The following is a 25,904-nucleotide window of genomic DNA, read 5'->3' as shown; positions in this document are numbered from 1 at the left end:
CCCCTAGTAACGGGGCACCGAGTCGTCTACCGTGCGCGACCACGACTCGATTCCACCCGTGAGGTGGTGCACCTGTGTGAACCCGGCGCGTTCAAGGTCCGCGAGGAGGTGCGCCGAGCGCACACCGTGATGGCAGTAGAGGACAACGGGTGCATCATGGGGGAGTAGCTGGGTGGCATTCCCCGCCGAGAAATCGGTCAGAGGGATATGCCGTGATCCCGGGATGACCGCGATATCTCGTTCGGCGGGCTCGCGGATATCGATCAGCTGCCAGGCGTCTACTGAGGATTCGCGGTGCTGCAACGCGTGTGCAAGCTCCCTCGCCGTCCAGGCGTGCGTGCGGGGGAGCGTACCGGCGGTGGCTGGCTCGGGGGCACAGTCGGGTTCATGCGCGGTCTCGGGCGGTAGCGAGCAGGTGACCTCATCCTCCTCCAACTGGGTGACGGGTACCCGCTCCGGATCTCGCTCGAGTGCGAATTCTCGCCACTTTCCACTCAGTGCGTCGTAGTGCAGTACCCGGCCGAGAAGGGTTGTTCCCACACCGGTGATGAGTTTGACCGCCTCGGTTGCCATGGCCGATCCGATTGTGGCGCACAGCACCCCGAGTACCCCACCCTCCGCGCAGCTTGGCGTGGTTCCTGGTGCCGGCGGTTCAGGGAAGAGATCGCGATAGGTCACTCCGAGCCGCCCGTCGTTGGGTACGTTCCAGAAGGTGGTGACCTGCCCGGTAAAGCGCAAGATTGATCCCCACACGCACGGGATATTGAGAATCTCGGCAGCATCACTCGCGAGATACCGGGTGGTAAAGTTATCCGAGCCATCGAGGACCAGATCATAGCCACCCAGAATATCGAGCGCGTTCTGGGCGTTCAGACGAATCGGGTGCAGATTGACGGTGGCTTCGGGGTTGTGTGTGAGGACAGCCTCCCGGGCAGAGTCAGCCTTGGACCGGCCCACATCCCTGACCGAGTGAATCACCTGACGCTGCAGGTTGGAGGCCTCCACCGTGTCGTCGTCGATAATGCCGATTGTGCCGACGCCAGCCGCGGCCAGGTAGAGCAGGATAGGGCTTCCAAGCCCCCCGGCCCCCACGACCGCGACCCGCGCCGAGAGGAGCCGACGCTGAGCCTCACGGCCAAATCCGGGCAGAATGATGTGCCGCGAGAAGCGGCTGAGCTGCTCGGGGGTGAGATCGTTGAGGGCCGTCACGAGTGGAGACAGCTGGCGGGGCGGGGGCGTCATCGTGTTGCCGCCGACCAGAGAGTGTGGAAGTGATTGATGGGGCCGTTCCCGCTGCCCACCTCCAGATCATCGGCGTGGGTAATGCTGTCCCGGAGCCAGGCAGTGCACTCACGGAGGGAGAGTGCCCAGTCGTTGTTCCGCGCCTGTGCCGTGGCGAGTGCTGAGGAGAGGGAGCATCCGGTCCCGTGCGTGTTTCGGGTAGTGAGTCGAGGCCCGCTGACCTCGATCAATGTGTCACCACCAGGGAACCCGCGCTCGTCAACCAGCGCGTCCGGGCAGTGGTCGCCGACAAGATGGCCCCCCTTTGCGAGCACCGTCACCCCGTAGTGGGCGGATACTCGGCGTGCCTGGTTAAGGGCGTTGGCCCAGGACTCGGCTCGCTCTTCACCTGCCAGAACCGCAAGTTCCGGCAGGTTGGGGGTGACGAGTGTGCTCTCGGGGAGGAGCGTACGCAGAGCATCCTCTGCGCCGGGAGCCAGAAGACGGTCCCCGCTCGTGGCGACCATAACGGGGTCGAGAACCACTATTGGGGGACGGGCGGCAGCCAGCCAGTCGCCAACCACGGCGGTGACCTCAACGGTGCCGAGCATCCCGATTTTGACGGCGTCAATGTGGATATCGTCGCTCACCGCGTCGAGTTGCTCACGCAGGAAGGAAACGGGCGGGGTATGAATAGACCTAATACCGTGGGTATTCTGTGCGACGAGGGAGGTGATCGCCGCCATCCCGTACCCACCGAGTGCGGCGATGGACTTGAGATCGGCCTGGATACCGGCACCACCCGAGGGGTCGGTCCCGGCGATGCTGAGCACACGGGGAGGTCTCGCGGGGTGCTGGTTAGGGGTGCCGGTGGGGGCGGAAAACGTAGAAGCTATCATGCTGACATTCCCTTCGCTAGTGTGAGCTAGAGCAGGTTCTACGGGTGTGTTCTCAGCCCCGGTGGGGCACCCCGTGTCACTGTGGCACCAGCTTAGCGCTCCGCGGCGCGGCGGATGACAGGTGACACAATGGCGGTAGTGCTTATCAGAGGAGGCGGGATGTCCATCACCCAGCGCAGCAACGTCGGTCGTCAGCGGGCGGAACGAATAGGTGCATCTCGGCTGTACCTCTGCACCGATGCCCGTGTTGTCCGGGGTGATCTACTCGATTTTGTGGCTGCGGCTGTCCGGGGCGGCGTGGACATCGTGCAGGTTCGTGATAAAACGCTCAACGCCGCTGAGGAACGGAGGGTGCTCGACGCCGTGCGGGAGGTCTGCGTGCGGGAGGGGGCGCTCCTCGCCGTGAATGATCGGGCCGATCTGGCTTTCCTTGTGGGGGCAGACGTGTTCCACAGTGGGCAGGGTGACCTGAGCGTTGCAGACTCTCGGCGGCTTCTGGGTCCCGACGTGATCCTGGGGCGCTCGACCCATAGTCGTGACCAGGCTATGGCCGCTGATGCTGACCCTAATGTGGATTACTTTTGCGTGGGCCCGGTGTGGGCAACGCCCACCAAACCCAGCCGTGCAGCTGTGGGGGTTGGCCTGGTGGAGTGGGTTGCGAAGCAACGCCCGGGCACCCCCTGGTTTGCGATTGGCGATATCAACCCCCGAACCGTTCCTGAGGTGGCCGCGGTCGGTGCGACGCGGGTCGTGGCTGTGCGGGCCGTGACGGAGTCGTCCGATCCCCGCGCTGCGGCGGCCACGCTGCGGGCAGCCCTCACCAATTCGCTGACCGTCGAGGTCCAGGGGTGAGTGTCGTGGGGGGATCGCATAGTAGGTCAGTGGATTCGTCCGCAACCACGGGATGGCGTACGGACGTCTTGGGGGCTGGATTCGAGGCCCGCACCCTTCCTCTCACTCGCGATGATGAGGGGGAGGTTGTGGCCACCCTTGTGCGTGCCCGCTCCGCTCCGCTCTCGGCTCGGCGGAGAGGCGTGGCTAAAAATGTTGATGTGCTCTACGTTCACGGATGGTCCGACTACTTTTTTCAGACCGAGCTGGCTGAGTTCTGGCGGCAGCGTGGTGCCAGATTCTACGCGATTGACCTGCGCAAATACGGTCGCAGCCTTCGCCCGGGGCAGACACCCGGGTATATTGAGGATCTCGCCACGTACGATGAAGACCTGGAAGCTGCCCTCGTGCAGATGGGTCACGGGTACGGTCAGAAAAGTTCGCGCAGGCTTGTGCTCATGGGCCACTCAACCGGTGGGCTCACCCTGTCCCTGTGGGCTGCGCGCCATGCCGGGCGGGCTGCAGCGCTCGTCCTCAACAGCCCCTGGCTGGAATTGCAAACGCGGGAGTGGGGGCGACTAGCGTTCACCCCGATGAACAGCACTATCAAGCGTCTGGGCCGCAAAACTCCGTACCCACAGATTGACCGTGGATTCTACGCTCGCTCGCTGCACCGAAGCTTGGGCGGCGAGTGGGACTACGATCTGCGGTGGCGACCAGAGCTGAGTTTTTCGGTGTACCCGGGGTGGCTGGATGCCGTGATTCGTGGGCACCAGACGGTCGCACACACGCTCGGACTCACGATTCCCGTGCTTGTGCTGCTCTCGGACACCAGCTCACTGCGCGCTACCTGGGACGAGTCAATGCGTCACTCCGATAGTGTGCTTGATGTGGATGGGATTGCCCGCCGTGCTGCCGATGTGGGAGAGTGCATGACCCTTGTGCGGGTGAGCGGTGCTCTGCACGATATCATCCTGTCGGCGCGGCCGGTGCGAGAGAAAGCTTATGTGCAGATGGACCGGTGGCTGGGCGGTTATCTGCGTGATCCGGTCCGGGTGACGCACCCTTTTGAATGGTTGCCGTAGCCATCGACTCAACCTCCGGGCGGGGTATCGTGGGGGAATGCGTTTGCTTCAGTCTCAGATTGTGTCCGCACTTGGTGTCGAGCCTACGATTGACCCTGCTCAGCAGATCTCTGCCCGTGTTGCGTTCCTGGTGGAGTATCTGGCCGCGGTGCCCGGTGCTGCCGGGTTTGTGCTGGGCATCAGCGGCGGCCAAGACTCCACGCTTGCCGGTCGGCTGTGCCAGCTCGCGGTTGAGCGGGTGCGGGATGCGGGTGGGCGGGCCGATTTTTATGCCGTGCGACTACCCCACGGCATCCAACACGACGAGCACGATGCGCAGAGAGCTCTGGAGTTTATTCGGCCGGACCATGCTGTCACTTTCAATATCAGGGACGCCGTCGCTGGTTGCGACGCAGAGTTCGCTCGGGCGCTCGGTGAGCCGGTGAGTGACTTTAACCGCGGGAACGTCAAAGCTCGTGTTCGCATGATTGCACAATACGCAATTGCCGGGCAGCGTGCGGCACTCGTCGTGGGAACTGACCACGCGGCCGAGGCGGTGACGGGTTTTTACACCAAGTTTGGTGATGGTGGGGCTGATGTCTTGCCTCTCAGTGGTTTGACAAAAGGGCAGGGGAGACAGCTTCTTGAACATCTACAAGCGCCGACCGAGCTGTACCTCAAAGAGCCAACCGCTGACTTACTCGATGATGCTCCCGGCCAAACCGATGAGGATAACCTGGGTCTTCGTTATGCCGATATTGATGCCTACCTGGAGGGGAACGAGGTTGATCAGACGGTAGCCGAGGCCATCGAGGCACGATACCGAGCTACCGAGCATAAGCGCCGGATGCCCGTCACCCCGATTGACCAGTGGTGGCGCCTGGCTCGTTAGGGTGTGCGTTGTGCGGCACCATACCGTTCATGTAGTGTGCGGTAAAACGATTCGACGGTATCTGTCAGCCGTGAAAAATCGCCCAAATCAACGCACTCGGCCGTGCCAGGTCTGTGTAGGGTTGCCCGAAAGCAGGTGCCCGTCTTGTCGAGTATCGGGTGGATATATCCAGCCAGCTGACCCGAGAGTGTTGTGACTCGGTAGCTGCCCGTGCGCAGCGGACGGAGTGACACCCCGGGGAAGAGCGAGAGTATCTCGTCCAAGACGGCCGGGGGTGGCGTGTGGATAGTGGTCATTCTGTGTCCTCTCGGGTGAAGATAGCTATGGGGAGAGACTACGGGTGACCACCGACAGCGAGGGAAACGGTTGCTAGCGTCGAGAAACCTGCGGCGGGAGTTCTGGGTCGCGCAGCGCCCCGAGTGAGAGTTCCTGTGTGGCGAGACTGAGGTCTAGTGCGTGGTCCTGCCGCGCGGTCTGAGCGACTCCAATACCTAACATCACCACGATAACCCCGAGGATCTGCACGACATCGAGTGTTTCATTGAGCCATAGCCAGGCCACGATGAAGGCGAAGATGACCTCAGAGGTACCGACAATTCCTGCAGCCGTGGCCGGGAGATGTTTGAGAGCCAGAAAAGACAGATAGAACGGTGCGAAAGACCCCATCGTGAGGGTCCAGAGGAGGGGGAGCCAGAGCGGTGGGTTCAGCTGCGCCAGGTTATCGCTGAGTGAAACGGGGGCCCCCAGCGCCGTCAGATCCAGCTGCCACCACCCGCTGAAGAAGGCCCAGAAAATGGTTGCCGCGAGCATCGACCAGAAAGACACGACGAGTGGGCTTGTGGCTCCGACTGCGCGCTCACCCACGAGGAAGTAAGCCGTATAGCAGAGGGCCGCGCCGAAAGCGAACGCGACACCGCTCGAAGATAGCTGGCTTGCCCAGATGTGGGAGACGACGGCGAGTCCCGCGAGAACGAGGCCCAGGGCGAGCCAGAGTCGTGGCCGCACGGCTTCTCTGAAGGCAAAGAATGCGATGAGTGCCACCATGAGTACGCTCGTATACTCGATGAGTAGAGTGATCCCGACGGGCAGCATGGTGATAGCCGTTGCGTAAAAAAACTGGAGCCCCGAGACTCCCAGAAGGCCAAGCGCTAGCATGCCGACGGCGTGGCGCGGGGTGAGCCGGAACCCTGATCGGTGAGTAAATAGAAGGGCGAGCCCGGCAATCACGCAGGTGGTCAGCACTCGCAAGAATGTGAGTTGCGCCGCCGTGATACCCGCCGCCAGCACCACCTTGGCCACGCTGCCATTGAGGCCGAAGAGAAAAGCTGAGAGCAGAGCGTAGGCGTATCCGCGGTTCACGCGTGCGCGTGCGGGGTATAGCTGATGTGATGCACAGCACTTATCTTAGGGCCGACCGGGGGTAGCATGATGCGATGACTTCTCTTGTGGTTGCTGGCGGATGTTTTTGGTGTTTGGATGCGGTCTATCGCACACTGCGCGGTGTGACAGATGTGGTGTCCGGTTATACGGGCGGCGAGACCGAATCGCCCACCTACGAGCAGGTGTGTACCGGACATACCGGGCATGCCGAGGCCGTGCGCGTGGAGTACGATCCGGAGGTCATCCCGACCGAGATCATTCTCAACGTTTTCTTTACCCTGCATGACCCCACCCAGCTTAACCGGCAGGGTCACGACGTGGGTACGCAATACCGTTCGGCAATGTACTACCGTTCCGAGGATCAGCGCGAGCTTATGTCGGCCGCTCGGGATCGTGCTCGGGCGTGGTGGCCCGGCACGATCGTCACGGAGCTCAGCCCTCTCGGCATGTTCTTCCCGGCTGAGGAGTATCACCAGGACTTTTTCACGAAGAACCCGGGCCAGGGATACTGCATGGCCGTTGCGGTGCCCAAGGTACAGAAAATTCGTGCGACGTTTACGGAGTACATCCGCTAGCTTCGCGGAAGCTCTTCCCCACAGGTCGGCGTAGCGGTCTTCTTCTCCACAGATGACAGCGTCTCTCTGCCCGGTCCGGTTGGTTCTCGGCACACTGGCTGTGCGGGCATCGGAGATCGTCTCCCGGGCGGGAGCGCTCCGGTGTCCGTGCCACCTTTTGGTGGCCCGATACGCTCCGCCCGGGAGATCAGAGGAGAACACCATGACCGACATGATGACCGTATCCGGCGTTGTCGCCACCGAACCACGGCATCTCACTACCCATGAGGGTCTCGCGATTACCTCGTTTCGCTTGGCCTCCGCCCAGCGGCGCTACAACCGTCAGAGTGGTACGTGGATTGATGGTGAAACTAATTGGTACACTGTGACATCGTTTCGACAGACGGCAATAAACGTTGCTGGTTCTGTACACAAGGGTGATCGGGTGATTCTACGGGGTAAGCTTCGGGTTCGGCCATGGCAGAGCAGCGAGAAGTCAGGTATCAGCGTCGAGATTGAGGCCGAATCCATCGGACACGATCTTTTGTGGGGAACAACAGCCTTCCACCGTACTCTGCTCACCTCCACTTCTGATCGGGCGGATGCCGAGGCGCGGGAATCCGCTGCCTCCGGGCCGTCCGAGGGGTCACCTGCTGGAATGCGCTCGGGGTGGGCTCTTCCCGGAAGTACAGGCAATGCGTTGGCGAGCGAGGAGGATGGAGTCCACGCTGAAGAGGTGGCTGTGCCCTTCTAGTATTCTTCTACCAGTTTGGGAGACTCTTTCGTCGGTACACTCATAGGGTGAAAAAACGACGCATCTATTCGGGTATTGCCGTGTTGGTAATTGTGGGAGTGGTGAGCGGATGCTCACTGATTGATATGGTCACCGGTCGGCCCGCCCCGGCCGCCAGATCCACAACCGCGCCGACGAGCGCTGCGCCCGAAGAAGTGCCAGAGTTTGTACCGGACGGAACAGCAGAGCAGAATCTGCCGTTCTTCAGCTACACCAACCAGGCAACAGCATCCGGTGGTGCAGATATCAACGGTGAGAACGTGGTCAACGCTCTGGTGGCGGCCGGGTTTGATAAATCGGCTATGCAGGTGTCTTTTGACAAGACGCAGACCAACCTGGTGGCCGACAATATCTTTGTCTCCGTACTGGTGGGCCAGGAGTGTCTTCTGGGCCAGTTTGTGACGGGAGATCGTTCTGTCACCGGGCTTAAGGTTGCTGCTGTGGGGCCAGACAAGAGTGTCTGCATCATCGGCGAGACCCGGCCCATAGACTGGTAGGCAATATGGCTGAATATATTTACCAAATGGTGCGTGCTCGTAAAGCGCACGGCGACAAAGTAATCCTTGACGACGTTTCGATGTCGTTCATCCCCGGGGCCAAGATTGGCGTCGTGGGTCCCAACGGTGCCGGTAAGTCTACGATCCTCAAGATTATGGCTGGCCTGGATACTCCCAGCAACGGTGAAGCACATCTCACGCCCGGCTATACGGTTGGCATTCTGTTGCAGGAGCCCGAGCTTGATGAGGACGCCACCGTGCTCTCCAATGTGGAGGCTGGTGTGGCCGATACCAAAGCAAAGATCGACCGATTCAACGAGATCTCCGCTGAGATGGCCAACCCAGATGCCGACTATGATGTCCTGCTTCCCGAGATGGGTACCTTGCAGGAAGAGATTGATGCGCGCGATGCGTGGGACCTCGACTCGCAGCTGGAGCAGGCGATGGAGGCGCTCCGCTGCCCGCCGGCCGACGCTATTGTTCGAAACCTCTCTGGCGGGGAGAAGCGTCGTGTCGCTCTCTGTAAGCTTCTGCTGCAGAAGCCCGATCTGCTACTTCTCGACGAGCCCACGAACCACTTGGATGCCGAAAGCGTGCTCTGGCTGGAGCAGCACCTGGCGAAGTACCCCGGTGCCGTTCTCGCCGTCACACACGATCGATACTTTCTCGACCATGTCGCCGAGTGGATTGCCGAGGTTGATCGCGGCCGTCTGTACCCTTATGAGGGTAATTACTCCACCTACCTGGAGAAGAAGCAGGAACGTCTACAGGTCCAGGGTAAAAAGGACGCAAAGCTCTCCAAGCGTCTGGCCGAGGAACTGGAGTGGGTGCGGTCAAACGCCAAGGGCCGTCAGGCCAAATCGAAGGCCCGACTTGCTCGCTACGAAGAGATGGCCGAAGAGGCTGAGCGGACTAAGAAGCTCGACTTTGAGGAGATTCAGATTCCTGCGGGCCCCCGCCTGGGACAGATCGTTCTTGAGGCCAAGAATATTCGGAAAGGTTTCGGCGAGCGTGTGCTTGTTGACGGCCTGTCCTTCACCCTGCCCCGTAACGGCATTGTCGGTGTGATCGGTCCGAACGGGGTAGGAAAGACCACACTGTTCAAGTCGATCGTGGGGCTTGAAGAGTTGGATAGTGGCGAGTTGAAAGTGGGAGAGACAGTCAAGATCTCCTATGTGGACCAATCTCGTGGCGGAATTGATCCCAAGAAGACACTCTGGGAGGTAGTTTCGGATGGACTGGACTATATCCAGGTGGGGAACACCGAGATTCCATCTCGGGCGTACGTATCCACATTCGGTTTTAAGGGGCCGGACCAGCAGAAACCCGCCGGGGTGCTCTCCGGTGGGGAGCGCAACCGTCTGAATCTGGCGCTCACTCTCAAGCAGGGGGGCAACCTGTTGTTGCTCGATGAGCCGACGAACGATCTTGATGTCGAGACTCTGTCAAGCTTGGAGAACGCCTTGTTGGAGTTCCCCGGTTGTGCGGTGGTCATTACACACGACCGATGGTTCCTTGACCGTATCGCTACCCATATCCTGGCCTTTGAGGGGACCGAGGAGAACCCGTCCTACTGGCACTGGTTCGAAGGAAACTTTGAGGCCTACGAGGAGAACAAAATTGTTCGCCTCGGACCGGATGCGGCTAAGCCATCCCGCGCCAGCTATCGTAAGCTCACGAGAGACTAAACCGATGCGTTCGCATGTCTCTTTGGAATTGCGGTGGGCCGATCTGGACGCCTACGGCCACGTTAACAACGCTGTTATGTTTCGCCTTCTGGAGGAGGCGCGTATCCGGCTTTTTTGGCGGCCCCCGGGCGGCTCTCCAGGGTCGGCTACTCAGGTGTTCGACGGTTCCCCGGAGTCGGATACTCTTATGATCATCGCGCAGCAGCAGATCGAGTACCGCTCAATGCTGCCGTATCTGGAGCATCCGATTGATATCCAGATGTGGATTGGCTCTTTTGGTGGCTCCAGCTTTGACCTGTACTACGAGGTCTTTGGCAGTAGCGGTAGTGAAGCCGAAACTCTCTACGCGCGGGCGATGAGTACTATCGTGCTGGTCACAACGAGTTCAGGATCACCCCGTCGGTTTCGTCCCGAGGAGCGTGCGGCCCTGGAACCGTTGCTCGGTGCGCCGGTCATGATCGGACGTCCGGTGCGCGCGTAGCCGAGACAGCGAAGAGGGCGGTTGTGGAGATGATTCTCCGCAGCCGCCCTCAACTTTCGCGGTAGGCGTTCTATTCGTCCGATTCCTTCTCGTGCGGCTCACGCCGGGGTACCCGGACCATTCCTTCCTGCGCCACAGTAGCCACGTGGGTACCGTCGCGATTGTAGACGCGACCCTGGGAGAGTCCGCGACCGCCCTGAGCCGTCGGGGACTCCGTCACAAAGAGCAACCACTCGTCCACACGGAATCGGCGGTGAAACCACATGGCGTGGTCGAGGCTTGCGGTACGTAGCCCGGGGGTCATCCAGGGTATACCGTGTCGGCGGTAAATCGGTTCCAGAATGGAGTAGTCGCTTGCGAAGGCGAGGGCAGCCTTATGGACGAGTGGACTGTCCGGCATGGGCCCGACTGTCTTCACCCACTCGGCCTGGCGTGCCACGCGTTCGCCGTCAACTGAGACGAAGATGGGGGACTCGGTATGCCGGATATCGAAGGGTCGTTCTAGAATCCAATCGGCGCTGCCCGAGCCGGCCAGGTCGGCGTAGCGGTCGCGCAGGCTGGGGATGCTCTCCGGTTCTGGGTAGTGGCTCATATCGAGGGGGGTCTGGTGGTTGAGCCCCTCATCAGGCTGCTGGAAGGAGGCGATCATGGAGAGCACCGGGTGGCCGTTCTGGTAGGCCTGTGTGCGCCGGGTGGAAAATGAACGCCCATCGTAGATGCGGTCTACCGAGTAGGTCATGGTCTGCTGGACATCTCCAGGGCGGAGGAAGTAGCCGTGCATCGAGTGGATGGGTCTGTCCTCCTGTACTGTCAGCGACGCGGCGACGATCGACTGAGCCAACACCTGCCCGCCAAACGCGCGGCCGTGAGGTGTCCACATGGGCACGCCCACAAAGATGTCTTCACTGGTTCGTGCCCCCGTCTGGTCGAGGGTGAGGGTATCAATGAGGTGCTTGAGCGGATCTATCACGATGTTTCCTTTGTCCACGGGTCCGCCGTTGCTGGGCGAACCTCTCTATTATGCCCGCGGGTTCCCGTCACCGTGACATGTCGTTAGCTGTGAAACGGCGCGGGCCGCGGCACGTCCGGCTGTTTTGCCGGTGAAGAGGCAACCTTGCAAGAAAGTTCTTTCGAATGCTGGTAGCCGTGCACCCCGCCACCGCCAAAACCCGCGGCCTCGCCAACGGTGTAAACCCCCGGGATCACTTTCTCTTCAGCAGAGCGCGCGTGCGGCCAGATCGGTCTGGCCGCCGCCCAGGCTCTTGCGGGTGAGCACGTGCAGTTTGGCCGCGATCAGCGGCTGGATCTTACAAACGGTGCGGCCATGCCACGCGCAGGATCTTGTCGCCACTATAGCGCTGGGCCCCTCGGATAGCGGTCACCTGCAAATCCTTTGTGAACGGGTTCGTGATCTCCCGATCCCTGGCCTCGACTTCCCGGATGGTGTTCGCTTTGTCAGTGCAACCTCGCTGGTCTTCTGCATTCTGTCGATCAGTTGGCCGAGTGAGGGGGTCGCGATGAAATCGGCCCCTTTTTCTTGAACGCCTCGACGCGCTGGGTGCTCCCGACCTCAGCTCTGGATACCTTCCACATAGTGCCACATCCGATCGCTGATGCCCAGGTGCCCGTCTGACCGCTGGCTTGGTCGCATGATGCAGCGCTCAGCGAGAGGAGGCAGGCCTTCCCGCCCTCACGACCGAGTCGTCCTCCGTGAGTAGTTCGGTGACTCGGAGACGGTGGCGCAGACGGAGAGTGGGCCTACTTCGGCACATCCCTGCCGGAATCGCTGCGCAAACGGCGCGACTGTTTCGGGGCCGCTTCCCCCGTCGATGTCGCGCACGCCTACGCGTGTTGCTTCGGTGAGTCGATAAAGAAGAGGCCTCTAACTGATCACCAGACCTGGTCACCCGATTGCTCTCCGACTCCTGGTCGAGCAGGAGGATGCTCTTTCCATCGTTCAATAGCTCGTTTGTGGCGACGAGCCCTGAACGTACTGCCCCCACAATAATGACGTCGGTATCCTGTGGCATAGTGACTCTTTTGTCCCGTTCCTTGGTAGTTTAGGGAGGATATGGCCAACTCTTTCACTCTTGACGATACTTTTGCGTTTTCCGATTTTCGTGTCTTCCTCGAACGGGCTGTGCGCTTCGCCGACGCGACCGTTCGGTTGGTGGCCAATCACGGTGTCTTGGCGGCCTACGTGGGGGTTCTTGCTCCGGCGGGGCTGCTCGACCGCACACCGACTGTATTGGGTTTGCGCACCTGGGGCATCCGAGCGGGGGAGGTGAGTGACTCGGTCGTGTCGGTCCGCGCCGTACTTGATCGCCTTGCTCGCACGAGCGGCCCCTGGGGCGAGGGGCAGGGGGATGACGGGGGCGACGGCGGTATCCGCGTTCCGCTTCCCGTGGTTCCTGCAACGGCGAGTTGGGCCGGTGTGACACCTCCCCGTGGTGGGTGGGAACACGTCGGCTCGATCTCGGAGGTCGATTTGCGAGTTGCGGCTGAGGCGGGAATTGCCGAGGTAGCCACCGCAATTCCCGGGGGGATGGGGGAAATCCTGGTGCGTAAGGCCCGTTCCGAAGTCTGGGGCCGACCGCTGCCACAGCATCCTGCGCTCCCTGCCGGTGCGGCTTTTGCGGCTGAGTCGTTGGGGTTTATTCCGCCTGCCTTGCCGGGTAGCCTGGTGGGCGCTGTCGGAGGGCACGCGGAGGTTTTTACGTCTGGTGCGTGGCAGCGTGTATCACTGAGCCGCGGTCACGTTGTTGTTCGGGGTACCGCGTTGCGGGTCTAGGTAGTGGGAGAGGGCGGGACCGTCACATCTGTCGTGGTGGGGACCGTATCCATTACCGACTCCGGATCATCACGGATTGGCTTCGGTCGTGGCGGGGTCTGGGCAGAATTTTCCTCGGTAAACCAGGCCTTGACAATAGCCCAGGAGACGGCCGTGAGGGGAACCGAGAGGATGGCCCCTATGATCCCGCCCAGGACTGTGCCGGCAGCGAGTGCGAGCAGGATAACGAGGGGGTGCAGCTTGAGCGCATTGCCCATCACCACCGGCTGAAGGAAGTTACCTTCCAGCTGGTTCACGAGAACGACAACGGCCACGACAACAACGGCACCCCAGACCCCATTGGTGACGAGGGCAATAAGCGCGGCAAGGATGCCCGCCACTGTTGCCCCGACCATGGGTACAAAGCTTCCGATGAAAACGATGAGCGTGAGTGGCAGTGCGAGAGGAACCTGCATGATGACGAGCGCCGCACCGATACCAATCGCGTCAACGAGCGCCACGGTGGCCGTGCCGCGCACGTAGCCGCCGAGTACCGTCACGCTGCGCTCACCAATGCGGTCGGTGCGTGCCCGAAGTGCGGGTGCAATCCGGGCCGTGAGGAATCGCCAGATCATCGGGCCGTCCTTCATGAAGAAGAAGAGGATCACGATGGTCAGGACCGTCGATGTCGCGATTTCACCGGCCACGGCTACGCCCGAAAGAGCTCCCGTAGCAAAGTTCCCGCTCATCACAAAGTCGATGAGGGTATTTTGCAATTGCTCGATCTTGGTCACGTCAATGGGCAGGTCAAGTGTGCTTACCCAGGCGAGGGTCTTGTCGAAGCCGTCAACAGCTTTTGCCGTCAGGTTGGCCCAGTCCTGCTGAACCTGGGCGACGATGAGCGTGATAATGCCGCCGATCACGAGCACGCTTGCCAGCAGCGCGAGGGAAGACGCGAGGGCGGCAGGCATTCCCTTCTTTTTCATCCAGGTGACCAGAGGGCTGAAAGCGCTGGCGATTATGAGTGCCAAGACAATCGGAATCGCCACGATCTTGAGCTGGATGATCGCGTAGATCACGCCGATACTCAGGATGAGTATCACGATGATTTGGAGGGATCGGGTAGCGACGGTGCCGAAGCCATCCGACCACATGCGCGAGGTTTTTGATGCTGTTGCTCTGCCCATTAGCGGGTTCCCCTTAGCTGCTGGTGTGATCAGGGTCAACGGTGTTGACCATGGCGTGGGCTGCACGTTCAAAGTAGTCCCACAGGGTGCCCTCTTGCAGTGGCGAAAGATTAAGGGTGTCCAGTGCGCGCCGCATGTGGGATAACCAGCGATCGCGAGCGTCAAAATCGACGGCAAACGGTAGGTGCCGCATCCGCAGGCGGGGGTGACCGCGCGTGTCGCTGTAGGTCGTGGGGCCACCCCAGTACTGCTCTAAGAAGAGGAGTAGGCGCTCCTCGGCCGGGGCCAGGTCCTCCTCCGGGTACATGGGTTTAAGTACAGGATCCTCCGCTATACCACGATAAAATTCCTGCACCAGCCGGGCAAACGTTTCGCGCCCGCCGACCTGCTCATAGAAGGTATCGTGTGTTGCCTCACCGCTTGGGCTGGTGCGCAGGGTGAGGCGGGGCGTGGGGCCGTCGGCGGCGGGGGTGGTCATTTTCGTCCGTCTTTTCGTCGTGGTGGAGAGGAGGGTTTGTGACGCGGATTTGCGGGGCCATCAACGCCGCTGAAAGGTGATGCAGCGGGGACTGTTGCGGAGAGGGTGATGCCGTTGGCGTCCAGGTCGGACTTAATTTTCTCACGCAGTACACGCGCAATCTCCCACTGTGAGCCCGAGCGGGTTTTCACCACGAGCCGCACCAGAACCGTCTCGCCCGTGAGGTACTCGACACCCCAGACGAGTGGTTGTTCGAGCACTCGGGCTGCGATGCGTGGTTCCTGAACCACCCGATCTGCCGTATCTTGGATCAGCTGTTTAGCCAGGTCAATGTCGGCATCAGCCGAGATCGCGAGGTCGAGGATGGCGCGTGACCAGTCGTGCGAGCGGTTGCCGACGCGTACGATTTCACCGTTGCGGATGAACCACAGCGTACCGGTCACATCACGCACCTGGGTGATCCGGATGCCGACGGCTTCCACTCGGCCCGTGACATCCCCGATATCCACGACATCCCCCACTCCTAATTGGTCTTCAAATACCATAAACAGCCCGTTGAGGATATCCTTCACAATGTTCTGCGCCCCAAATGCCAACCCGGCCGCCACGATACCGGCCGAGGCCAGCAACGCAGTGAGTTGAAAGTGCATCTGGTCGAGTACCAGGATGAGCGACACCACGGCGACCGTGATGGTGATGATGTTGTTCGAGACGCTGCCGAGTGTTCGGGTGCGCTGTACGATGCGGGCCGCCACGAGCGGCGAGCTGATGAGGGCCTGGGTGTCATCCGTATTTTGGCTCTTCTTCGCCCCGGTGACGATCTGCGAGACGAGCTTGCGCACGGCGGTCAGGAGTATCGCCCTGATCACCACCGCAAACACGATAATCATGATGATTTGGATGGGCGCGCGATAGGTCTCGTAGAAAGAGACGAGGTTGGTCCAGATGTCGTCGGCCGTCATATTGGCTACTTTCTGTCGGCATCCTGCGCGGTTAGCGCACGCTGAACACCGGCCAGGTTTTCGATTACCAGGCGGCGCAGCGCCGGGATATCGGGGTGAGTATCAAGCCAAGCAAGCGTCGCATCGACCAGCCGCTGTGAGGCTAACTGGTTCGGGAAGAAGTCCACAACAATGGTGCTGCTGATCGAGTAGCTGCGGCTTTCCCAGATCCGAGTAAGGCACTCAAAATACGGCTCGATGAATGCTTCTAGAACCGTCGGGTCATTCACCTGTGAGAAGCCCAGGCCTGTGGCGCGCACGATGGTGTTGGACGCTCCTGTCGAGGTGATGACCGAATCCCACGCCGCACGTTTATCGGCAGGGGTTGGTAACGCCGCACGGGCGTGGGCAGCGGACTGAGCGCCGCTTGCGGTGTTGTCATCCTGAAGCGCGGCGTCGATTTCGGCCGCCGATACGCGGCCGCCTGCGGCGAGCGCAATCAGGAGCTCCCAGCCGAGGTCTGTGTCGATGTCGAGGCCGACGAGGTCAATACTCTCGTCGAGCAGCGCGGCTACGATTGAGAGTTGTTTCTCGGTGTGCGCCACCTGGGTGAATGCCTTGACGAACTGGAACTGGGCGTCCGAACCGGCCTGCGCGTTCTGCGCGAGTTGCCAGAGGGCATCTCCTACGCGGGCCCGCGTCTCCATGCGAGTAGCCGGATCTACGTAGTGGCTTGTGGCGAGGAGTAGCTGATTGAGAACGGTGCGGAGTGTGGTCGAGGCTGTTTCGGTGCCGATGTGGGTAATGGCGAGGTCGATAAAGTCGCGGGGGCGCGTCTCTGCATCTCGGGTGGCGTCCCAGAGGGAGCTCCATGCGAGGGCGCGGGCGAGCGGGTCACCCACGCGGACGAGGGAGGCGCGAGCCGTGGCGGCGGAATGCTCGTCAAGGCGCACCTTGGCGTAGGCCAAATCGTCGTCGTTCACGATCACGAGCGGGGGACGGGGGTGTCCCACGAGCTCGGGGACCTCGGTGATCGCTCCGTTGATATCCAGTTCCACGCGGTGCTGTCGCACGAGAGCGCCGTCGTGCTCGCCGTAAAAAGCGATTGCGAGGCGGTGCGGCCGGAGGGTGGGATAGTCCTGGTGGGCGCTCTGGTGCACGGCGAAGCGGGTGATGATTCCGGCGGCATCCGTTTCGATCACGGGCCGCAGAGTATTCACACCGGCCGTTTCGAGCCAGAGGCGAGACCAGGATCCGAGGTCGCGGCCGCTCGTTGCCTCAAGCTCACTCAGTAGGTCGGTCAGTTCGGTGTTGCCGTAGGCGTGCTTGACGAAGTAGTTGTGGACTCCGGTGAGGAAATCGTCTTGACCTACCCACGCCACCAACTGCTTCAACACGGAGGCCCCCTTGGCATAGGTGATGCCGTCAAAGTTCACCTGAACATCTTCAAGGTCGTTGATGGTGGCGACGATGGGGTGGGTCGAGGGAAGCTGATCCTGCCGGTAGGCCCAGGACTTTTCAAGGGAGGCAAACGTGGTCCAGGCCTCAGTCCACTCGGTTGCCTCGGCGGTGGCCAGGGTGGAAGCGTACTCGGCAAACGATTCGTTGAGCCATAGGTCATTCCACCAGCGCATGGTAACGAGGTCGCCAAACCACATGTGTGCGAGTTCGTGCAGGATTGTGACCACGCGACGTTCGCGGACGGCATCCGTTACCTTGGAACGGAATACATACGTCTCGGTGAACGTGACGGCCCCCGCGTTCTCCATCGCCCCCGCGTTAAACTCGGGGACGAAGAGTTGGTCATACTTCTCGAAGGGGTACGGGTATCCGAACTTTTCCTCAAAGAACGCAAACCCCCGACGTGTAATGTCAAAGATGCTGTCGGAGTCAAGATAATCGGCGAGGGATGCACGGCAAAATAGCCCCAGGGGAATGGTCCGCCCATCGCGGCTCGTGAGTTCGCTGCGCACCTCCACATAGGGGCCGGCAATCAGAGCGGTGATGTAGCTTGACAGCACGGGTGTGGGAGCAAAAGCCCACGTTGCGACTCCATCCCCGGTCGGCGATGGTTCGGGTGTGGGGGAGTTGCTCACGACCTTCCAGGTCTCGGGAGCGGTGATGGTGAATTGGAAGGTCGCCTTCAGATCCGGTTGTTCGAAAACGGCAAACATGCGGCGAGAGTCGGGCACCTCAAACTGTGAGTAGAGATACACTTCACCGTCAACGGGGTCAACAAAGCGGTGTAGCCCCTCGCCCGTGTTGGTGTATTCAGCGTCGGCAACGATATGTAGCTCGTTGCTGGCGGCCAGGTTATTGAGTTGGATACGCACACCATCATTCACGGTCCCCGGGTCGAGCTCGCGGCCGTTGAGCGTTACGGAGTGTACGGCGCGGGTGATCGCGTCGATAAAGGTGCTCGCCCCCTCTATGGCGGTAAACCTCACGGTTGTGGCGCTGCGGAACGTTTTCGCACCCTGGGTGAGGTCGAGGGTGACCTCATAGCTGCTTACGGATACCAGGGCTGCGCGCTCCTGGGCTTCATTGCGGGTGAGGTTTTCTCCTGGCACGGTACGTCCTTTGCACTGACTAAAATCGGCGGGTGGGTAACCCGCGCTTAAGCCTACGGGGTTAGCTCTCCGTGGCGCGCGGACACGACCGATTCACCGAGTACACAGAGGATTCTTCGTTACGGTATCAGTCGTGCTACCGGTCTCTAGATGTGTGCCGGGGTACGGTGGGTGCGGGGGTGGCACACCGTACCGCTACGCCTGTCTGATGAGAGGATTTGATATGGAATATCGTTCACTGGGCCGTTCCGGCCTGCGCGTGTCTGCGATTGGTCTGGGGTGCAATAACTTCGGACGTCCGGGCTCGGCAACGGAGGGGCAGGAGGGGAGTAGCGCCGTTCTGCATGCCGCGATTGATGCGGGCATCACCTTCTTCGATACGGCTGATATGTATGGCTATGAGTACGGTCGCAGCGAGGAGTTCATGGGTGTTGCACTGCGGGGTCGTCGCGATGACATCGTGCTCGCCACCAAGTTTGGCCACCGGGACTACCCTTCACCTATTCAGTCCTGGGACGCCAAGGGGTCGCGACGCTACATTCGCCGAGCCGTCGAGGGTTCTCTGCGGCGGCTTCAGACCGACTGGATTGATCTCTACCAGTTGCACACACCCGACCCGCTGACCCCGATTGAGGAGACACTTGCTGCGCTTGATGAGCTGATAACCGAGGGCAAGATCCGCTACATTGGCCACTCAAACTTTGCCGGCTGGCAGATTGCGGATGCTGAGTATACGGCGCGGCTACATCATCACCCCCGTTTCATCTCGGCTCAGAATGAGTACAGCCTCCTGGTACGTGAGGTCGACCGAGAGATTCTGCCTGCTGCTCGCGCCTACGGGGTAGGTTTCCTTCCCTTCTTTCCCCTCTATAACGGTCTCTTTACGGGTAAGTTTTCCCGGGAGGGAGGTCCGCAGGACAGTCGCATCATGCGACAGCGTCCGCATCTGGTCGAGAACGCGCCGTGGGACGTTATCGAGTCCTATCAGTCGCACTGTGACGACTGGGGGGTCTCGATGCTTGCGGCAACATTCGGGTGGCTGCTGGTCCAGGATGGGCTCAGTAGTGTGATTGCCGGGGCCACGACTCCCGCGCAGATCGAGCAGAATGCTGCCGAGGGCGTCGCTTGGCGACCCACCGAGGGCCAGCTTGCCATCATTGATGCGCTTTTTCCCGCCCCCGTACCCGCAGCAACGTAAGCTGGATCGATGACAACTACCGTTGAATTTTGGTTTGACCCGTCCTGTCCCTGGGCCTGGATGACAAGTCGGTGGGTTGATAACGTCGCCGAACAGCGCGACCTCGACATCACCTGGAGGGTAATGAGTCTGGCCATCTTGAACGAAGATAAGGACGTCTCTGACGAGTACCGTGCGTTCTTCCCCCGTGCGCTCCGCCTCACCCGTTTTGTGGTGGGCGCGGCGGAAACCTATGGACAAGAGTATGTGAAACCGCTTTACGATGCGCTTGGCTCGCGCATTCATCCCGGACAGCGAAGCGATTGGGCGGGGATTATTGCCGAGTCTGTTGCCGAGGTGGGGCTGCCAGCCGAGGCGGCTGAGCTTGCCGACACGGATCGGTTTGATGCCCAGCTGCGTGCGAGCCATCGGGAGGGTATCGACCGAGTGGGCGAGGATGTGGGTACCCCGGTCATCGCGGTCAATGGCGTTGCGTTTTTTGGTCCGGTCATCTCACCTGCCCCCGTGGGTGATCAAGCGGTTGCGCTGTGGGACGGCGTGGTGGCTGCTGCCGCCTATGATGGATTTTTTGAACTTAAGCGTTCGCGCACGGTGGGTCCCATTTTTGCCTAGCCCGATGGTCGCGGCGCGGCGCGGTGACTTACCGTGCCGCGCTCGACACGCACTAGGCTGGACCCACGTTGTGCCGTCGTTTACTCAATGCCAGAGGTGTTCTTAAGTCATGCGCATTCATATCGCCACCGACCACGCAGGTCTTGAATTCAGTCAGCAGTTGCAGCGGCACCTGGCTACCGCAGGGCACGAGGTGATTGACCACGGGCCAGTCGAGTACGACGCGCTTGACGACTATCCCTCCTTCTGCATTAACGCCGCTCTTGGTGTGGTGCGTGATGAGCGCGCAGGAATTGAGAGTCGGGGTGTTGTCTTCGGCGGGTCCGGTAATGGCGAGCAGATGGCTGCCAATAAGGTTGCTGGTGCTCGCGCCGCGCTGGTGTGGAATCTCAGCACCGCCCGGCTGGCACGTGAGCACAACAACGCTAACGTCGTTTCTATTGGTGCCCGTCAGCACACCATTGACGAGGCTATCTCGTTCATTGACGCGTTTCTCGTCGAGCCTTTTCCCGGCGATGAGCGCCATGTGCGCCGCATCGCCCAGCTTGCCGAGTATGAGACCACCGGCACGGTGCTCGGTAAGCAGATCGACTGAGCGGTTTAGGTCATGCCAGAGGGACACTCCGTACATCGAATCGCCCGCCAATTCGACCGCAATTTTGTTGGTCACCTGGTCTGCGTGAGTTCTCCGCAGGGTCGATTCACCGAGGGCGCTTCCGTCCTTAACGGGTTGCGTCTCGTGACGGCTATGGCCATCGGCAAGCAGATGTTCCTCCGATTTGAGAATGATCACTGGCTGCGCGTCCACTTGGGTATCTATGGGGCGTGGGACTTCGCCGGTGATATTAGCGTTGACGCCACGATCGCGAGCGCCGATGGGCGCATGGGTCAGACCAACCAGCGGGGTACCTCGGGGGGTGCCCTCGCGGGAGGTTCCGCGCAGCGCCTTGTCCCCGGCACAGATGCGGCGGATGGCGATGCGGAAGACTCGGTTGCGAGTATTGGTGCGCCCCGTCGTGCGCGTCACGGTCTTTCGGCGGTGCGGATGGCCGAGCACGATACCTTCTCCCGCTCGCTCGCCGCATTCCCGCCCGATCCGATTGGTGCCGTGCGGGTCCGTCTTCTCACTGAGACAGCCGTTGCGGATCTGCGCGGGCCTACTGTTTGCGAGCTGGCGACACCCGAGGGCATCCAAGCGGTTATTGACCGGCTGGGCCCCGATCCGCAGAATGATACCTCTGAGCGGGCCGAGCAGACCTTTGTGGACCGCGCCAGTCGCACGGCGCGCCCCATCGGTGTTGTCCTCATGGACCAGTCGGTCATTAGCGGTATCGGTAATGTCTACCGTGCTGAGATGCTATTTCGAGCAGGTATTAACCCGCACACGCCTGCCAAGAAGATCACGCGTGAGCAGTTCCACGCCTTCTGGGTCGATTGGGTGTACCTGCTGGAGGTTGGTGTTCGCTTGGGTCAGATGATGACCATGGATAACCTTGCACCGACCGACTACACCGCCGCGATGGCGAGCCGCGATGATCGCCATTGGGTGTACAAGCGTGAGGGGTTGCCGTGTCGTCGCTGCGGTACCAATATCGTTGTGGAGGAGATGGCTGCTCGGAAACTCTATTGGTGCCCGCAGTGTCAACGCTGAGCGTACTGTTCGCGTGATGGGTCCTGAGCCTCTTCGTCTCGCGGGCGCCAGGATTCCCGGCGATCCTGAAACGCTCTGGGATGTCGTTCTCTGTGACGGGGTTGTTGCGTCTGTGCATCCCGCCGACACTGCCTCGGGTGCCATTCGTTCGCTCCCGGCTGATGGCCGATATCTTCTCCCCGGTCTCTGGGATTCTCATGTGCACCTGGGCCAGTGGGCCCAGGTGTCCCGCCGACTTGACCTATCGTCTGCGCTGTCGGCTGCTGAGGTCCTGCACCGCACGCGCCGGGCCCTTCAGTCTCGTGAGTCGCAGGATGAGTCTCCGCTTCTCGGTTACGGCTTCCGTGATGCCTTCTGGCCCGATGTATCAACCCTGGCCGCTCTCGACGACGTCACCGGTGCCGTGCCCACTGTTCTAGTTGCGGCAGATTTGCACTGCTGTTGGATCAACTCGGCGGCTGCCCGGCGGTGGGCGACCCCCTCACCGCGTGACGGTATGCTGCGTGAAGGTGACTGTTTCCGAGTGCAGCAGGAATCCAGTCGCGTCGAGCCGCAGGTTCTTGATTCCTGGTCTCTGGCCGCTCTCGACCGTGCGGTTCGTCGTGGGGTTGTGGGCGTTGTGGATTATGAGATGGCCTGGAACGTCGGCGATTGGCAGCGTCGTCAGGCAACCGGTCTCCTGTCCCAGCGGGTCGAATGCGGCATCTATCCGACCGACCTTGACCGCGCTATCGCCCTCGGGCTTTGCAGCGCGGAGCGTGTCGATCCCGAGCGCGCACTCGTCACGGTTGGCTCACTTAAGATCATCTCCGACGGCTCGCTGAACACCCGAACGGCATACTGCCATGATGCCTATACCGACCGGGCAGATGCTGTTTACCCGAACGGCGTTGTGACGGTCGAGCCTGGCCGGATGCTGGAGCTTGTGGCCAGAGCTCACGCCGGGGGGCTCACCAGCGCAATTCATGCGATTGGCGACCGGGCGAATACGATCGCCCTCGATATTTTTCAGACCACGGGTGCTGCCGGTTCTATCGAACATGCTCAGCTTCTCCGTCGTGTCGATGTCGTTCGGATGGCCGCCCTCGGCATCCTCGCGAGCGTCCAGCCCGAACACGCCATGGATGATCGTGATATCGCCGAGCGCCTGTGGGCCGGTCAAACTGATCGCGCATTCCCTTTTCGTGCCCTTCGGGACGCCGGAGTCCGGCTTGCGTTGGGGTCGGACGCGCCCGTGTCCCCCCTCGATCCGTGGCAGGCTATCGCCGCGGCGGTACTCCGTTCCCGGGGTGGGCGGGAGCCTTGGCACCCCGAGCAGTCTCTCACCGTGACCGAGGCCATTGACGCCTCAACGCGGGGGAGCGGGCACTCCGTACGTGTGGGCCAACCTGCCGATGTCATTCTGGTCGATCACGACCCGCTGGGCGGAGACTCGGCCTCTCTGCGGACGATGCCTGTGGCGGCAACCGTCTGTGCGGGCAGGATTCTTTTCGAAACGGTTGTGTAGCGTGCGGCGGCCCGTTGTTCCCGCACGGCCTCCGCACCGAGCAGGCCGCGCGGGCCGAGCGCGGGGGAGCAGCCGCGCATGATGGGGGTTGAGGGTATGGAGCCCTGGATGCTCATCCTGATCCTTCTCGTCGGCCTGTGTGCCGGGTGGGTGGATGCGGTGGTGGGCGGCGGCGGCCTCATCCAACTTCCCGTGCTTCTTCTCGTTCCCGGTCTCAGCCCGCTTCAGGCGCTGGCGACCAATAAGCTGGGCTCGGTCTGTGGCACGGCGGTGAGCGCTGCGACCTACTATCGGCGCGTGCGGCCTGACCTGAAGACGGCGCTGCCTGCCGCCGTGTGTGCGTGTGTCGGCTCTTATGGGGGTGCGGCCGTCGCGAGTTCGATTCCGCCGGAACTGTTTCGGCCGCTCATCGTGCTGGCCCTCGTGGGTGTGTTCGTGTTCACCCTGCGTCGGCCCTCGATGGGTGAGTACGAGCGCACGCGCGAGGGGCATCGTCGCCACTATGTCATCGCGGCTCTCGTTGGCACCGTGTTGGGGACCTATGACGGGGTCTTTGGCCCGGGCACCGGTTCTTTTTTGGTGATTGCATTCGTGGGGCTGCTGGGTTACACCTTCCTGCAGGGGAGCGCTATCGCTAAGATCATCAACTTTTTTACCAACCTGGGAGCTCTCGCCTTTTTCGTTCCGCACGGTGCTGTTGTGTGGCAGCTGGGTCTGGCGCTGGGCCTCACCAACTGTCTTGGTGGTTACCTGGGGGCGCGGATGGCCGTCATTCGGGGCAGTAAATTTGTGCGTGTGTTCTTTCTTGTTGTGGTGAGTGTGCTGGTCGTGACGCTTGGTTACACGGTAATTTCAGATTTAACTTGACGAATCAACTACATGTCTTGCTATGCTGTTACTACAAGCTTCAAGTAAATATTTTCGTAGGGAGAATCACATGACCGACACCATCGTCATCCCCGGCTACAAGGCTGGTACCTGGACCATTGACCCCACCCACAGCGAGGTGAGCTTCAGCGTTCGCCACCTGGCCATCAGCAAGGTTAAGGGCAAGTTCGAGAAGTTTGACGCTACCTTTGTGACGGGTGAGAACCCCCTCGACTCGAAGGTCACCGCAACCGCCGAGGTCGCCTCCGTTAATACCAACGAAAGCAATCGCGATAACCACCTGCGCACGGGCGATTTCTTTGACGCAGAGCAGTTCCCCACCATGAGCTTTGTCTCCACTGGCGTTCGCCAGGTGGGCGAGGACTACACAGTAGATGGCGACCTCACGATCAAGGGAACCACCAAGCAGGTCAGCTTCACCCTAGAACTTGGCGGCTTTGGCACCGACCCCTACGGTAACTACAAGGCGGGCGCAACGGCCACCGCCGTTGTCAAACGCGAGGACTTCGGGCTCACCTGGAACGCCCCCCTCGAAACCGGCGGATTCCTGCTGGGCGCTGATGTGACCATCACCATCGACATTCAGGCAGTACTTCAGGCTTAGGATTCAATCGCTTTCCGTGTGGCGTCTCTCCAGTGGAGGGACGCCACACGTTTATGTGTCTACCACCGGTCGGGACGGCCGACCGTGAAGCTAGCTGTGAGCTGTGTCGGAGTCCTTGCTCATCTCGACGATACCCTCCCGGATACGACGCAGATCCTCCATGAGAGACCCGATCAAAATCCAGTGCGTGGGGTTGGGGCGGATAATCGCAAAGGGAGAGGTGAGCGCGGGCAGCTCTGAGGTCACGGGGGTATCGAGCGTCTGCAACTCCTCTCTCACCTGGGAGATCCGACGGAGGTCATGGGCGGCGCGACGGCACTCCTCTGCCAGGCCATGTAGGGTGGGGTCGTCGAGTAGGGATTCGGTGTAGTTGTCGTGCAGGGCGCGGGTCATTCCGGAGAGCTGGGTCACGATCGGGCTTAGTCGGCGCATCAGCGCGATATCCTCGGTGAGTTGGTCGCGGTGACGCCCGCCACGGGGATTGAGCGATAAGCTCTCGTGCGCAGCGCCCATGAGGTCTCGTGCATTATCGCGAGTGACCATGAGGGTCCTGACCTCGGTGAGCATGGCGTCAAGCCAGTCTCGTGATTGCACGGTGCTCAATGCCTCTGCGAGCCGATCCAAGCAGAGAGAAGCGTTATATCCCAGCGAGCGCACCCCGATGTGTGCCGGGTTCGTCTTGAGCGGGGCCACAATCGACGCGTTGATCATGATACCGATTGCGGCACCGATAAGTGTCTCCACGATTCGGCCTAGAGCGTACGCAGGGTCCTGCCCACCGAGTGCAAGGACGAGCATCGAGGTGATGACAATCTGATTGGTGGATGGGCTCGTCATCCGGAGGGTCCAGCCCAGCACAACTGAGAGTACGATGGCGAGAATGAAGAGCCATCCGGGCGAGCCGAAGATGAGCAACGCGGCGTAGGAGACGGCAACCCCGGCGACCACCCCTACAACACGCTCTACTCCCTTCGCTAGTGACTGACTCACGTTGGGCTGCACGCACAGCAGCGCCGCGATGGCCCCAAATATAGGGGCTTGCTCCGGAAAGATCGCAACGCACACAAACCACGAGGCGACGGCCGCGATAATCGTTTTGGCGGCTTGAAGCCACGGTTCCCGCCGCGCGGCCCGGATGCTCACAGTTGCCATGTTCTCCAGCCTAAAGGGTTACACGTCGGTGACGGGTTCGCCGGTG

The 25,904-nt window shown here is 61.1% G+C and carries 27 protein-coding genes and 1 riboswitch; of the genes, 16 read left to right on the top strand and 11 right to left on the bottom strand.

The genetic code is table 11. The features are described 5' to 3' along the window. Positions 1 to 3: 3 nt before the first annotated feature. Both FB466_RS11720 and thiD read right to left on the bottom strand, forming a co-directional pair. Positions 4 to 1,242, bottom strand: a complete 1,239-nt coding sequence (locus tag FB466_RS11720; protein ID WP_141918565.1) for a ThiF family adenylyltransferase — start codon at positions 1,240 to 1,242, stop codon at positions 4 to 6. After that, the gene (gene thiD, locus FB466_RS11715; protein ID WP_141918564.1) at positions 1,239 to 2,120 is read right to left on the bottom strand and encodes a bifunctional hydroxymethylpyrimidine kinase/phosphomethylpyrimidine kinase; all 882 of its coding nucleotides are present in this window, start codon (positions 2,118 to 2,120) and stop codon (positions 1,239 to 1,241) included. The genes FB466_RS11720 and thiD overlap by 4 nt, the downstream gene beginning before the upstream one ends. Continuing rightward, positions 2,111 to 2,204: riboswitch (TPP riboswitch) on the bottom strand. (Overlaps the previous gene by 10 nt.) Positions 2,205 to 2,279: 75 nt before the next feature. Between thiD and thiE the strand changes: the two genes are divergently transcribed. The 3 genes from thiE to nadE are packed head-to-tail and all read left to right on the top strand — an operon-like array spanning position 2,280 to position 4,907. Beyond that, the gene (thiE, locus tag FB466_RS11710; RefSeq protein ID WP_141918563.1) at positions 2,280 to 2,972 is read left to right on the top strand and encodes a thiamine phosphate synthase; all 693 of its coding nucleotides are present in this window, start codon (positions 2,280 to 2,282) and stop codon (positions 2,970 to 2,972) included. A gap of 29 nt (positions 2,973 to 3,001) precedes the next feature. Further along, positions 3,002 to 4,036, top strand: a complete 1,035-nt coding sequence (locus FB466_RS11705; protein ID WP_141918562.1) for an alpha/beta hydrolase — start codon at positions 3,002 to 3,004, stop codon at positions 4,034 to 4,036. A gap of 37 nt (positions 4,037 to 4,073) precedes the next feature. Continuing rightward, a complete protein-coding gene (gene nadE / locus FB466_RS11700; RefSeq protein ID WP_141918561.1) occupies positions 4,074 to 4,907 on the top strand; it encodes an ammonia-dependent NAD(+) synthetase in 834 nt (277 codons plus the stop codon). On the opposite strand, the gene FB466_RS11695 is transcribed toward nadE, so the two are convergent. Together FB466_RS11695 and FB466_RS11690 are read right to left on the bottom strand one after the other, a co-directional pair. After that, a complete protein-coding gene (locus tag FB466_RS11695) occupies positions 4,904 to 5,203 on the bottom strand; it encodes a hypothetical protein (protein WP_141918560.1) in 300 nt (99 codons plus the stop codon). The genes nadE and FB466_RS11695 overlap by 4 nt on opposite strands. Positions 5,204 to 5,276: 73 nt before the next feature. After that, on the bottom strand, positions 5,277 to 6,266 hold the full coding sequence (locus FB466_RS11690) for an EamA family transporter (RefSeq protein ID WP_141918559.1): 990 nt from the start codon (positions 6,264 to 6,266) through the stop codon (positions 5,277 to 5,279). 74 nt (positions 6,267 to 6,340) lie between these two features. Here FB466_RS11690 and msrA point away from each other — a divergent pair, with 74 nt between their 5' ends. The 5 genes from msrA to FB466_RS11665 all read left to right on the top strand — a co-directional run bounded on the left by msrA (position 6,341) and on the right by FB466_RS11665 (position 10,300). Then, entirely contained in the window at positions 6,341 to 6,862 is a 522-nt protein-coding gene (msrA, locus tag FB466_RS11685) for a peptide-methionine (S)-S-oxide reductase MsrA (RefSeq protein WP_141918558.1), read from the top strand. A 202-nt stretch (positions 6,863 to 7,064) separates the two neighbouring features. Further along, positions 7,065 to 7,595, top strand: coding sequence for a single-stranded DNA-binding protein (locus FB466_RS11680; protein ID WP_141918557.1), 531 nt, complete (start codon positions 7,065 to 7,067; stop codon positions 7,593 to 7,595). A gap of 47 nt (positions 7,596 to 7,642) precedes the next feature. Beyond that, on the top strand, positions 7,643 to 8,131 hold the full coding sequence (locus tag FB466_RS11675) for a DUF6993 domain-containing protein (protein ID WP_141918556.1): 489 nt from the start codon (positions 7,643 to 7,645) through the stop codon (positions 8,129 to 8,131). Positions 8,132 to 8,136: 5 nt separating this feature from the next. Then, positions 8,137 to 9,819, top strand: coding sequence for an energy-dependent translational throttle protein EttA (gene ettA / locus FB466_RS11670; protein WP_141918555.1), 1,683 nt, complete (start codon positions 8,137 to 8,139; stop codon positions 9,817 to 9,819). Between the two features lie 4 nt (positions 9,820 to 9,823). Next, on the top strand, positions 9,824 to 10,300 hold the full coding sequence (locus FB466_RS11665) for an acyl-CoA thioesterase (RefSeq protein WP_141918554.1): 477 nt from the start codon (positions 9,824 to 9,826) through the stop codon (positions 10,298 to 10,300). A gap of 70 nt (positions 10,301 to 10,370) precedes the next feature. On the opposite strand, the gene FB466_RS11660 is transcribed toward FB466_RS11665, so the two are convergent. Both FB466_RS11660 and FB466_RS14015 read right to left on the bottom strand, forming a co-directional pair. Then, positions 10,371 to 11,270, bottom strand: coding sequence for an acyl-CoA thioesterase (locus FB466_RS11660; RefSeq protein WP_246054648.1), 900 nt, complete (start codon positions 11,268 to 11,270; stop codon positions 10,371 to 10,373). A gap of 691 nt (positions 11,271 to 11,961) precedes the next feature. After that, positions 11,962 to 12,330 (bottom strand): FAD-dependent monooxygenase, encoded by a 369-nt coding sequence (locus tag FB466_RS14015; RefSeq protein WP_425460911.1) that lies wholly within the window; start codon positions 12,328 to 12,330, stop codon positions 11,962 to 11,964. A 41-nt stretch (positions 12,331 to 12,371) separates the two neighbouring features. Between FB466_RS14015 and FB466_RS11645 the strand changes: the two genes are divergently transcribed. Continuing rightward, positions 12,372 to 13,091, top strand: a complete 720-nt coding sequence (locus FB466_RS11645) for a DUF8185 domain-containing protein (protein WP_141918553.1) — start codon at positions 12,372 to 12,374, stop codon at positions 13,089 to 13,091. Here the strand turns inward: FB466_RS11645 and FB466_RS11640 are convergent. Genes FB466_RS11640 through pepN form a run of 4 tightly spaced genes read right to left on the bottom strand, consistent with a single transcriptional unit; the run spans position 13,088 to position 18,246 of the window. Next, the gene (locus tag FB466_RS11640) at positions 13,088 to 14,257 is read right to left on the bottom strand and encodes an AI-2E family transporter (RefSeq protein ID WP_141918552.1); all 1,170 of its coding nucleotides are present in this window, start codon (positions 14,255 to 14,257) and stop codon (positions 13,088 to 13,090) included. The genes FB466_RS11645 and FB466_RS11640 overlap by 4 nt on opposite strands. Positions 14,258 to 14,270: 13 nt before the next feature. Next, positions 14,271 to 14,735, bottom strand: a complete 465-nt coding sequence (locus FB466_RS11635) for a globin (RefSeq protein WP_141918551.1) — start codon at positions 14,733 to 14,735, stop codon at positions 14,271 to 14,273. Next, on the bottom strand, positions 14,732 to 15,697 hold the full coding sequence (locus tag FB466_RS11630; RefSeq protein WP_141918550.1) for a mechanosensitive ion channel family protein: 966 nt from the start codon (positions 15,695 to 15,697) through the stop codon (positions 14,732 to 14,734). The genes FB466_RS11635 and FB466_RS11630 overlap by 4 nt, the downstream gene beginning before the upstream one ends. 5 nt (positions 15,698 to 15,702) lie before the next feature. Beyond that, entirely contained in the window at positions 15,703 to 18,246 is a 2,544-nt protein-coding gene (pepN, locus tag FB466_RS11625; RefSeq protein ID WP_141918549.1) for an aminopeptidase N, read from the bottom strand. A gap of 223 nt (positions 18,247 to 18,469) precedes the next feature. Between pepN and FB466_RS11620 the strand changes: the two genes are divergently transcribed. The 7 genes from FB466_RS11620 (at position 18,470) to FB466_RS11590 (ending at position 24,706) form a co-directional block, all read left to right on the top strand. Continuing rightward, complete coding sequence (locus tag FB466_RS11620; RefSeq protein ID WP_141918548.1) at positions 18,470 to 19,444, top strand: aldo/keto reductase; 975 nt, start codon at positions 18,470 to 18,472, stop codon at positions 19,442 to 19,444. A gap of 9 nt (positions 19,445 to 19,453) precedes the next feature. Continuing rightward, the gene (locus FB466_RS11615) at positions 19,454 to 20,056 is read left to right on the top strand and encodes a mycothiol-dependent nitroreductase Rv2466c family protein (protein WP_141918547.1); all 603 of its coding nucleotides are present in this window, start codon (positions 19,454 to 19,456) and stop codon (positions 20,054 to 20,056) included. A gap of 109 nt (positions 20,057 to 20,165) precedes the next feature. Further along, complete coding sequence (locus FB466_RS11610) at positions 20,166 to 20,651, top strand: ribose-5-phosphate isomerase (RefSeq protein WP_141918546.1); 486 nt, start codon at positions 20,166 to 20,168, stop codon at positions 20,649 to 20,651. Between the two features lie 12 nt (positions 20,652 to 20,663). Continuing rightward, positions 20,664 to 21,707 (top strand): Fpg/Nei family DNA glycosylase, encoded by a 1,044-nt coding sequence (locus FB466_RS11605; protein ID WP_141918545.1) that lies wholly within the window; start codon positions 20,664 to 20,666, stop codon positions 21,705 to 21,707. 16 nt (positions 21,708 to 21,723) lie between these two features. Beyond that, entirely contained in the window at positions 21,724 to 23,214 is a 1,491-nt protein-coding gene (locus tag FB466_RS11600) for an amidohydrolase (protein WP_141918544.1), read from the top strand. A gap of 78 nt (positions 23,215 to 23,292) precedes the next feature. Beyond that, positions 23,293 to 24,081 (top strand): sulfite exporter TauE/SafE family protein, encoded by a 789-nt coding sequence (locus tag FB466_RS11595; RefSeq protein ID WP_141918543.1) that lies wholly within the window; start codon positions 23,293 to 23,295, stop codon positions 24,079 to 24,081. 70 nt (positions 24,082 to 24,151) lie between these two features. Continuing rightward, positions 24,152 to 24,706, top strand: coding sequence for a YceI family protein (locus tag FB466_RS11590; RefSeq protein WP_141918542.1), 555 nt, complete (start codon positions 24,152 to 24,154; stop codon positions 24,704 to 24,706). A gap of 90 nt (positions 24,707 to 24,796) precedes the next feature. Here the strand turns inward: FB466_RS11590 and FB466_RS11585 are convergent, their stop codons facing one another. After that, complete coding sequence (locus tag FB466_RS11585; protein WP_141918541.1) at positions 24,797 to 25,858, bottom strand: FUSC family protein; 1,062 nt, start codon at positions 25,856 to 25,858, stop codon at positions 24,797 to 24,799. Positions 25,859 to 25,904 lie beyond the last annotated feature (46 nt).

It is taken from the genome of Klugiella xanthotipulae (genome assembly GCF_006716695.1).
Taxonomy (GTDB): Bacteria; Actinomycetota; Actinomycetes; order Actinomycetales; family Microbacteriaceae; genus Klugiella; species Klugiella xanthotipulae.
The sequence above is the reverse complement of the archived record's forward strand: the minus strand, read 5'-3'. Positions and strand labels throughout refer to the sequence as shown.

Coding starts and splice junctions, on each gene's coding strand:
- FB466_RS11720 (WP_141918565.1), bottom strand. CDS start 1,242: ATGACGCCCCCGCCCCGCCAGCTGTCTCCACTCGTGACGGCCCTCAAC.
- thiD (WP_141918564.1), bottom strand. CDS start 2,120: ATGATAGCTTCTACGTTTTCCGCCCCCACCGGCACCCCTAACCAGCAC.
- thiE (WP_141918563.1), top strand. CDS start 2,280: ATGTCCATCACCCAGCGCAGCAACGTCGGTCGTCAGCGGGCGGAACGA.
- nadE (WP_141918561.1), top strand. CDS start 4,074: ATGCGTTTGCTTCAGTCTCAGATTGTGTCCGCACTTGGTGTCGAGCCT.
- FB466_RS11695 (WP_141918560.1), bottom strand. CDS start 5,203: ATGACCACTATCCACACGCCACCCCCGGCCGTCTTGGACGAGATACTC.
- msrA (WP_141918558.1), top strand. CDS start 6,341: ATGACTTCTCTTGTGGTTGCTGGCGGATGTTTTTGGTGTTTGGATGCG.
- FB466_RS11680 (WP_141918557.1), top strand. CDS start 7,065: ATGACCGACATGATGACCGTATCCGGCGTTGTCGCCACCGAACCACGG.
- ettA (WP_141918555.1), top strand. CDS start 8,137: ATGGCTGAATATATTTACCAAATGGTGCGTGCTCGTAAAGCGCACGGC.
- FB466_RS11665 (WP_141918554.1), top strand. CDS start 9,824: ATGCGTTCGCATGTCTCTTTGGAATTGCGGTGGGCCGATCTGGACGCC.
- FB466_RS14015 (WP_425460911.1), bottom strand. CDS start 12,330: ATGCCACAGGATACCGACGTCATTATTGTGGGGGCAGTACGTTCAGGG.
- FB466_RS11645 (WP_141918553.1), top strand. CDS start 12,372: ATGGCCAACTCTTTCACTCTTGACGATACTTTTGCGTTTTCCGATTTT.
- FB466_RS11640 (WP_141918552.1), bottom strand. CDS start 14,257: ATGGGCAGAGCAACAGCATCAAAAACCTCGCGCATGTGGTCGGATGGC.
- FB466_RS11635 (WP_141918551.1), bottom strand. CDS start 14,735: ATGACCACCCCCGCCGCCGACGGCCCCACGCCCCGCCTCACCCTGCGC.
- FB466_RS11630 (WP_141918550.1), bottom strand. CDS start 15,697: ATGACGGCCGACGACATCTGGACCAACCTCGTCTCTTTCTACGAGACC.
- FB466_RS11620 (WP_141918548.1), top strand. CDS start 18,470: ATGGAATATCGTTCACTGGGCCGTTCCGGCCTGCGCGTGTCTGCGATT.
- FB466_RS11615 (WP_141918547.1), top strand. CDS start 19,454: ATGACAACTACCGTTGAATTTTGGTTTGACCCGTCCTGTCCCTGGGCC.
- FB466_RS11610 (WP_141918546.1), top strand. CDS start 20,166: ATGCGCATTCATATCGCCACCGACCACGCAGGTCTTGAATTCAGTCAG.
- FB466_RS11605 (WP_141918545.1), top strand. CDS start 20,664: ATGCCAGAGGGACACTCCGTACATCGAATCGCCCGCCAATTCGACCGC.
- FB466_RS11600 (WP_141918544.1), top strand. CDS start 21,724: ATGGGTCCTGAGCCTCTTCGTCTCGCGGGCGCCAGGATTCCCGGCGAT.
- FB466_RS11595 (WP_141918543.1), top strand. CDS start 23,293: ATGATGGGGGTTGAGGGTATGGAGCCCTGGATGCTCATCCTGATCCTT.
- FB466_RS11590 (WP_141918542.1), top strand. CDS start 24,152: ATGACCGACACCATCGTCATCCCCGGCTACAAGGCTGGTACCTGGACC.
- FB466_RS11585 (WP_141918541.1), bottom strand. CDS start 25,858: ATGGCAACTGTGAGCATCCGGGCCGCGCGGCGGGAACCGTGGCTTCAA.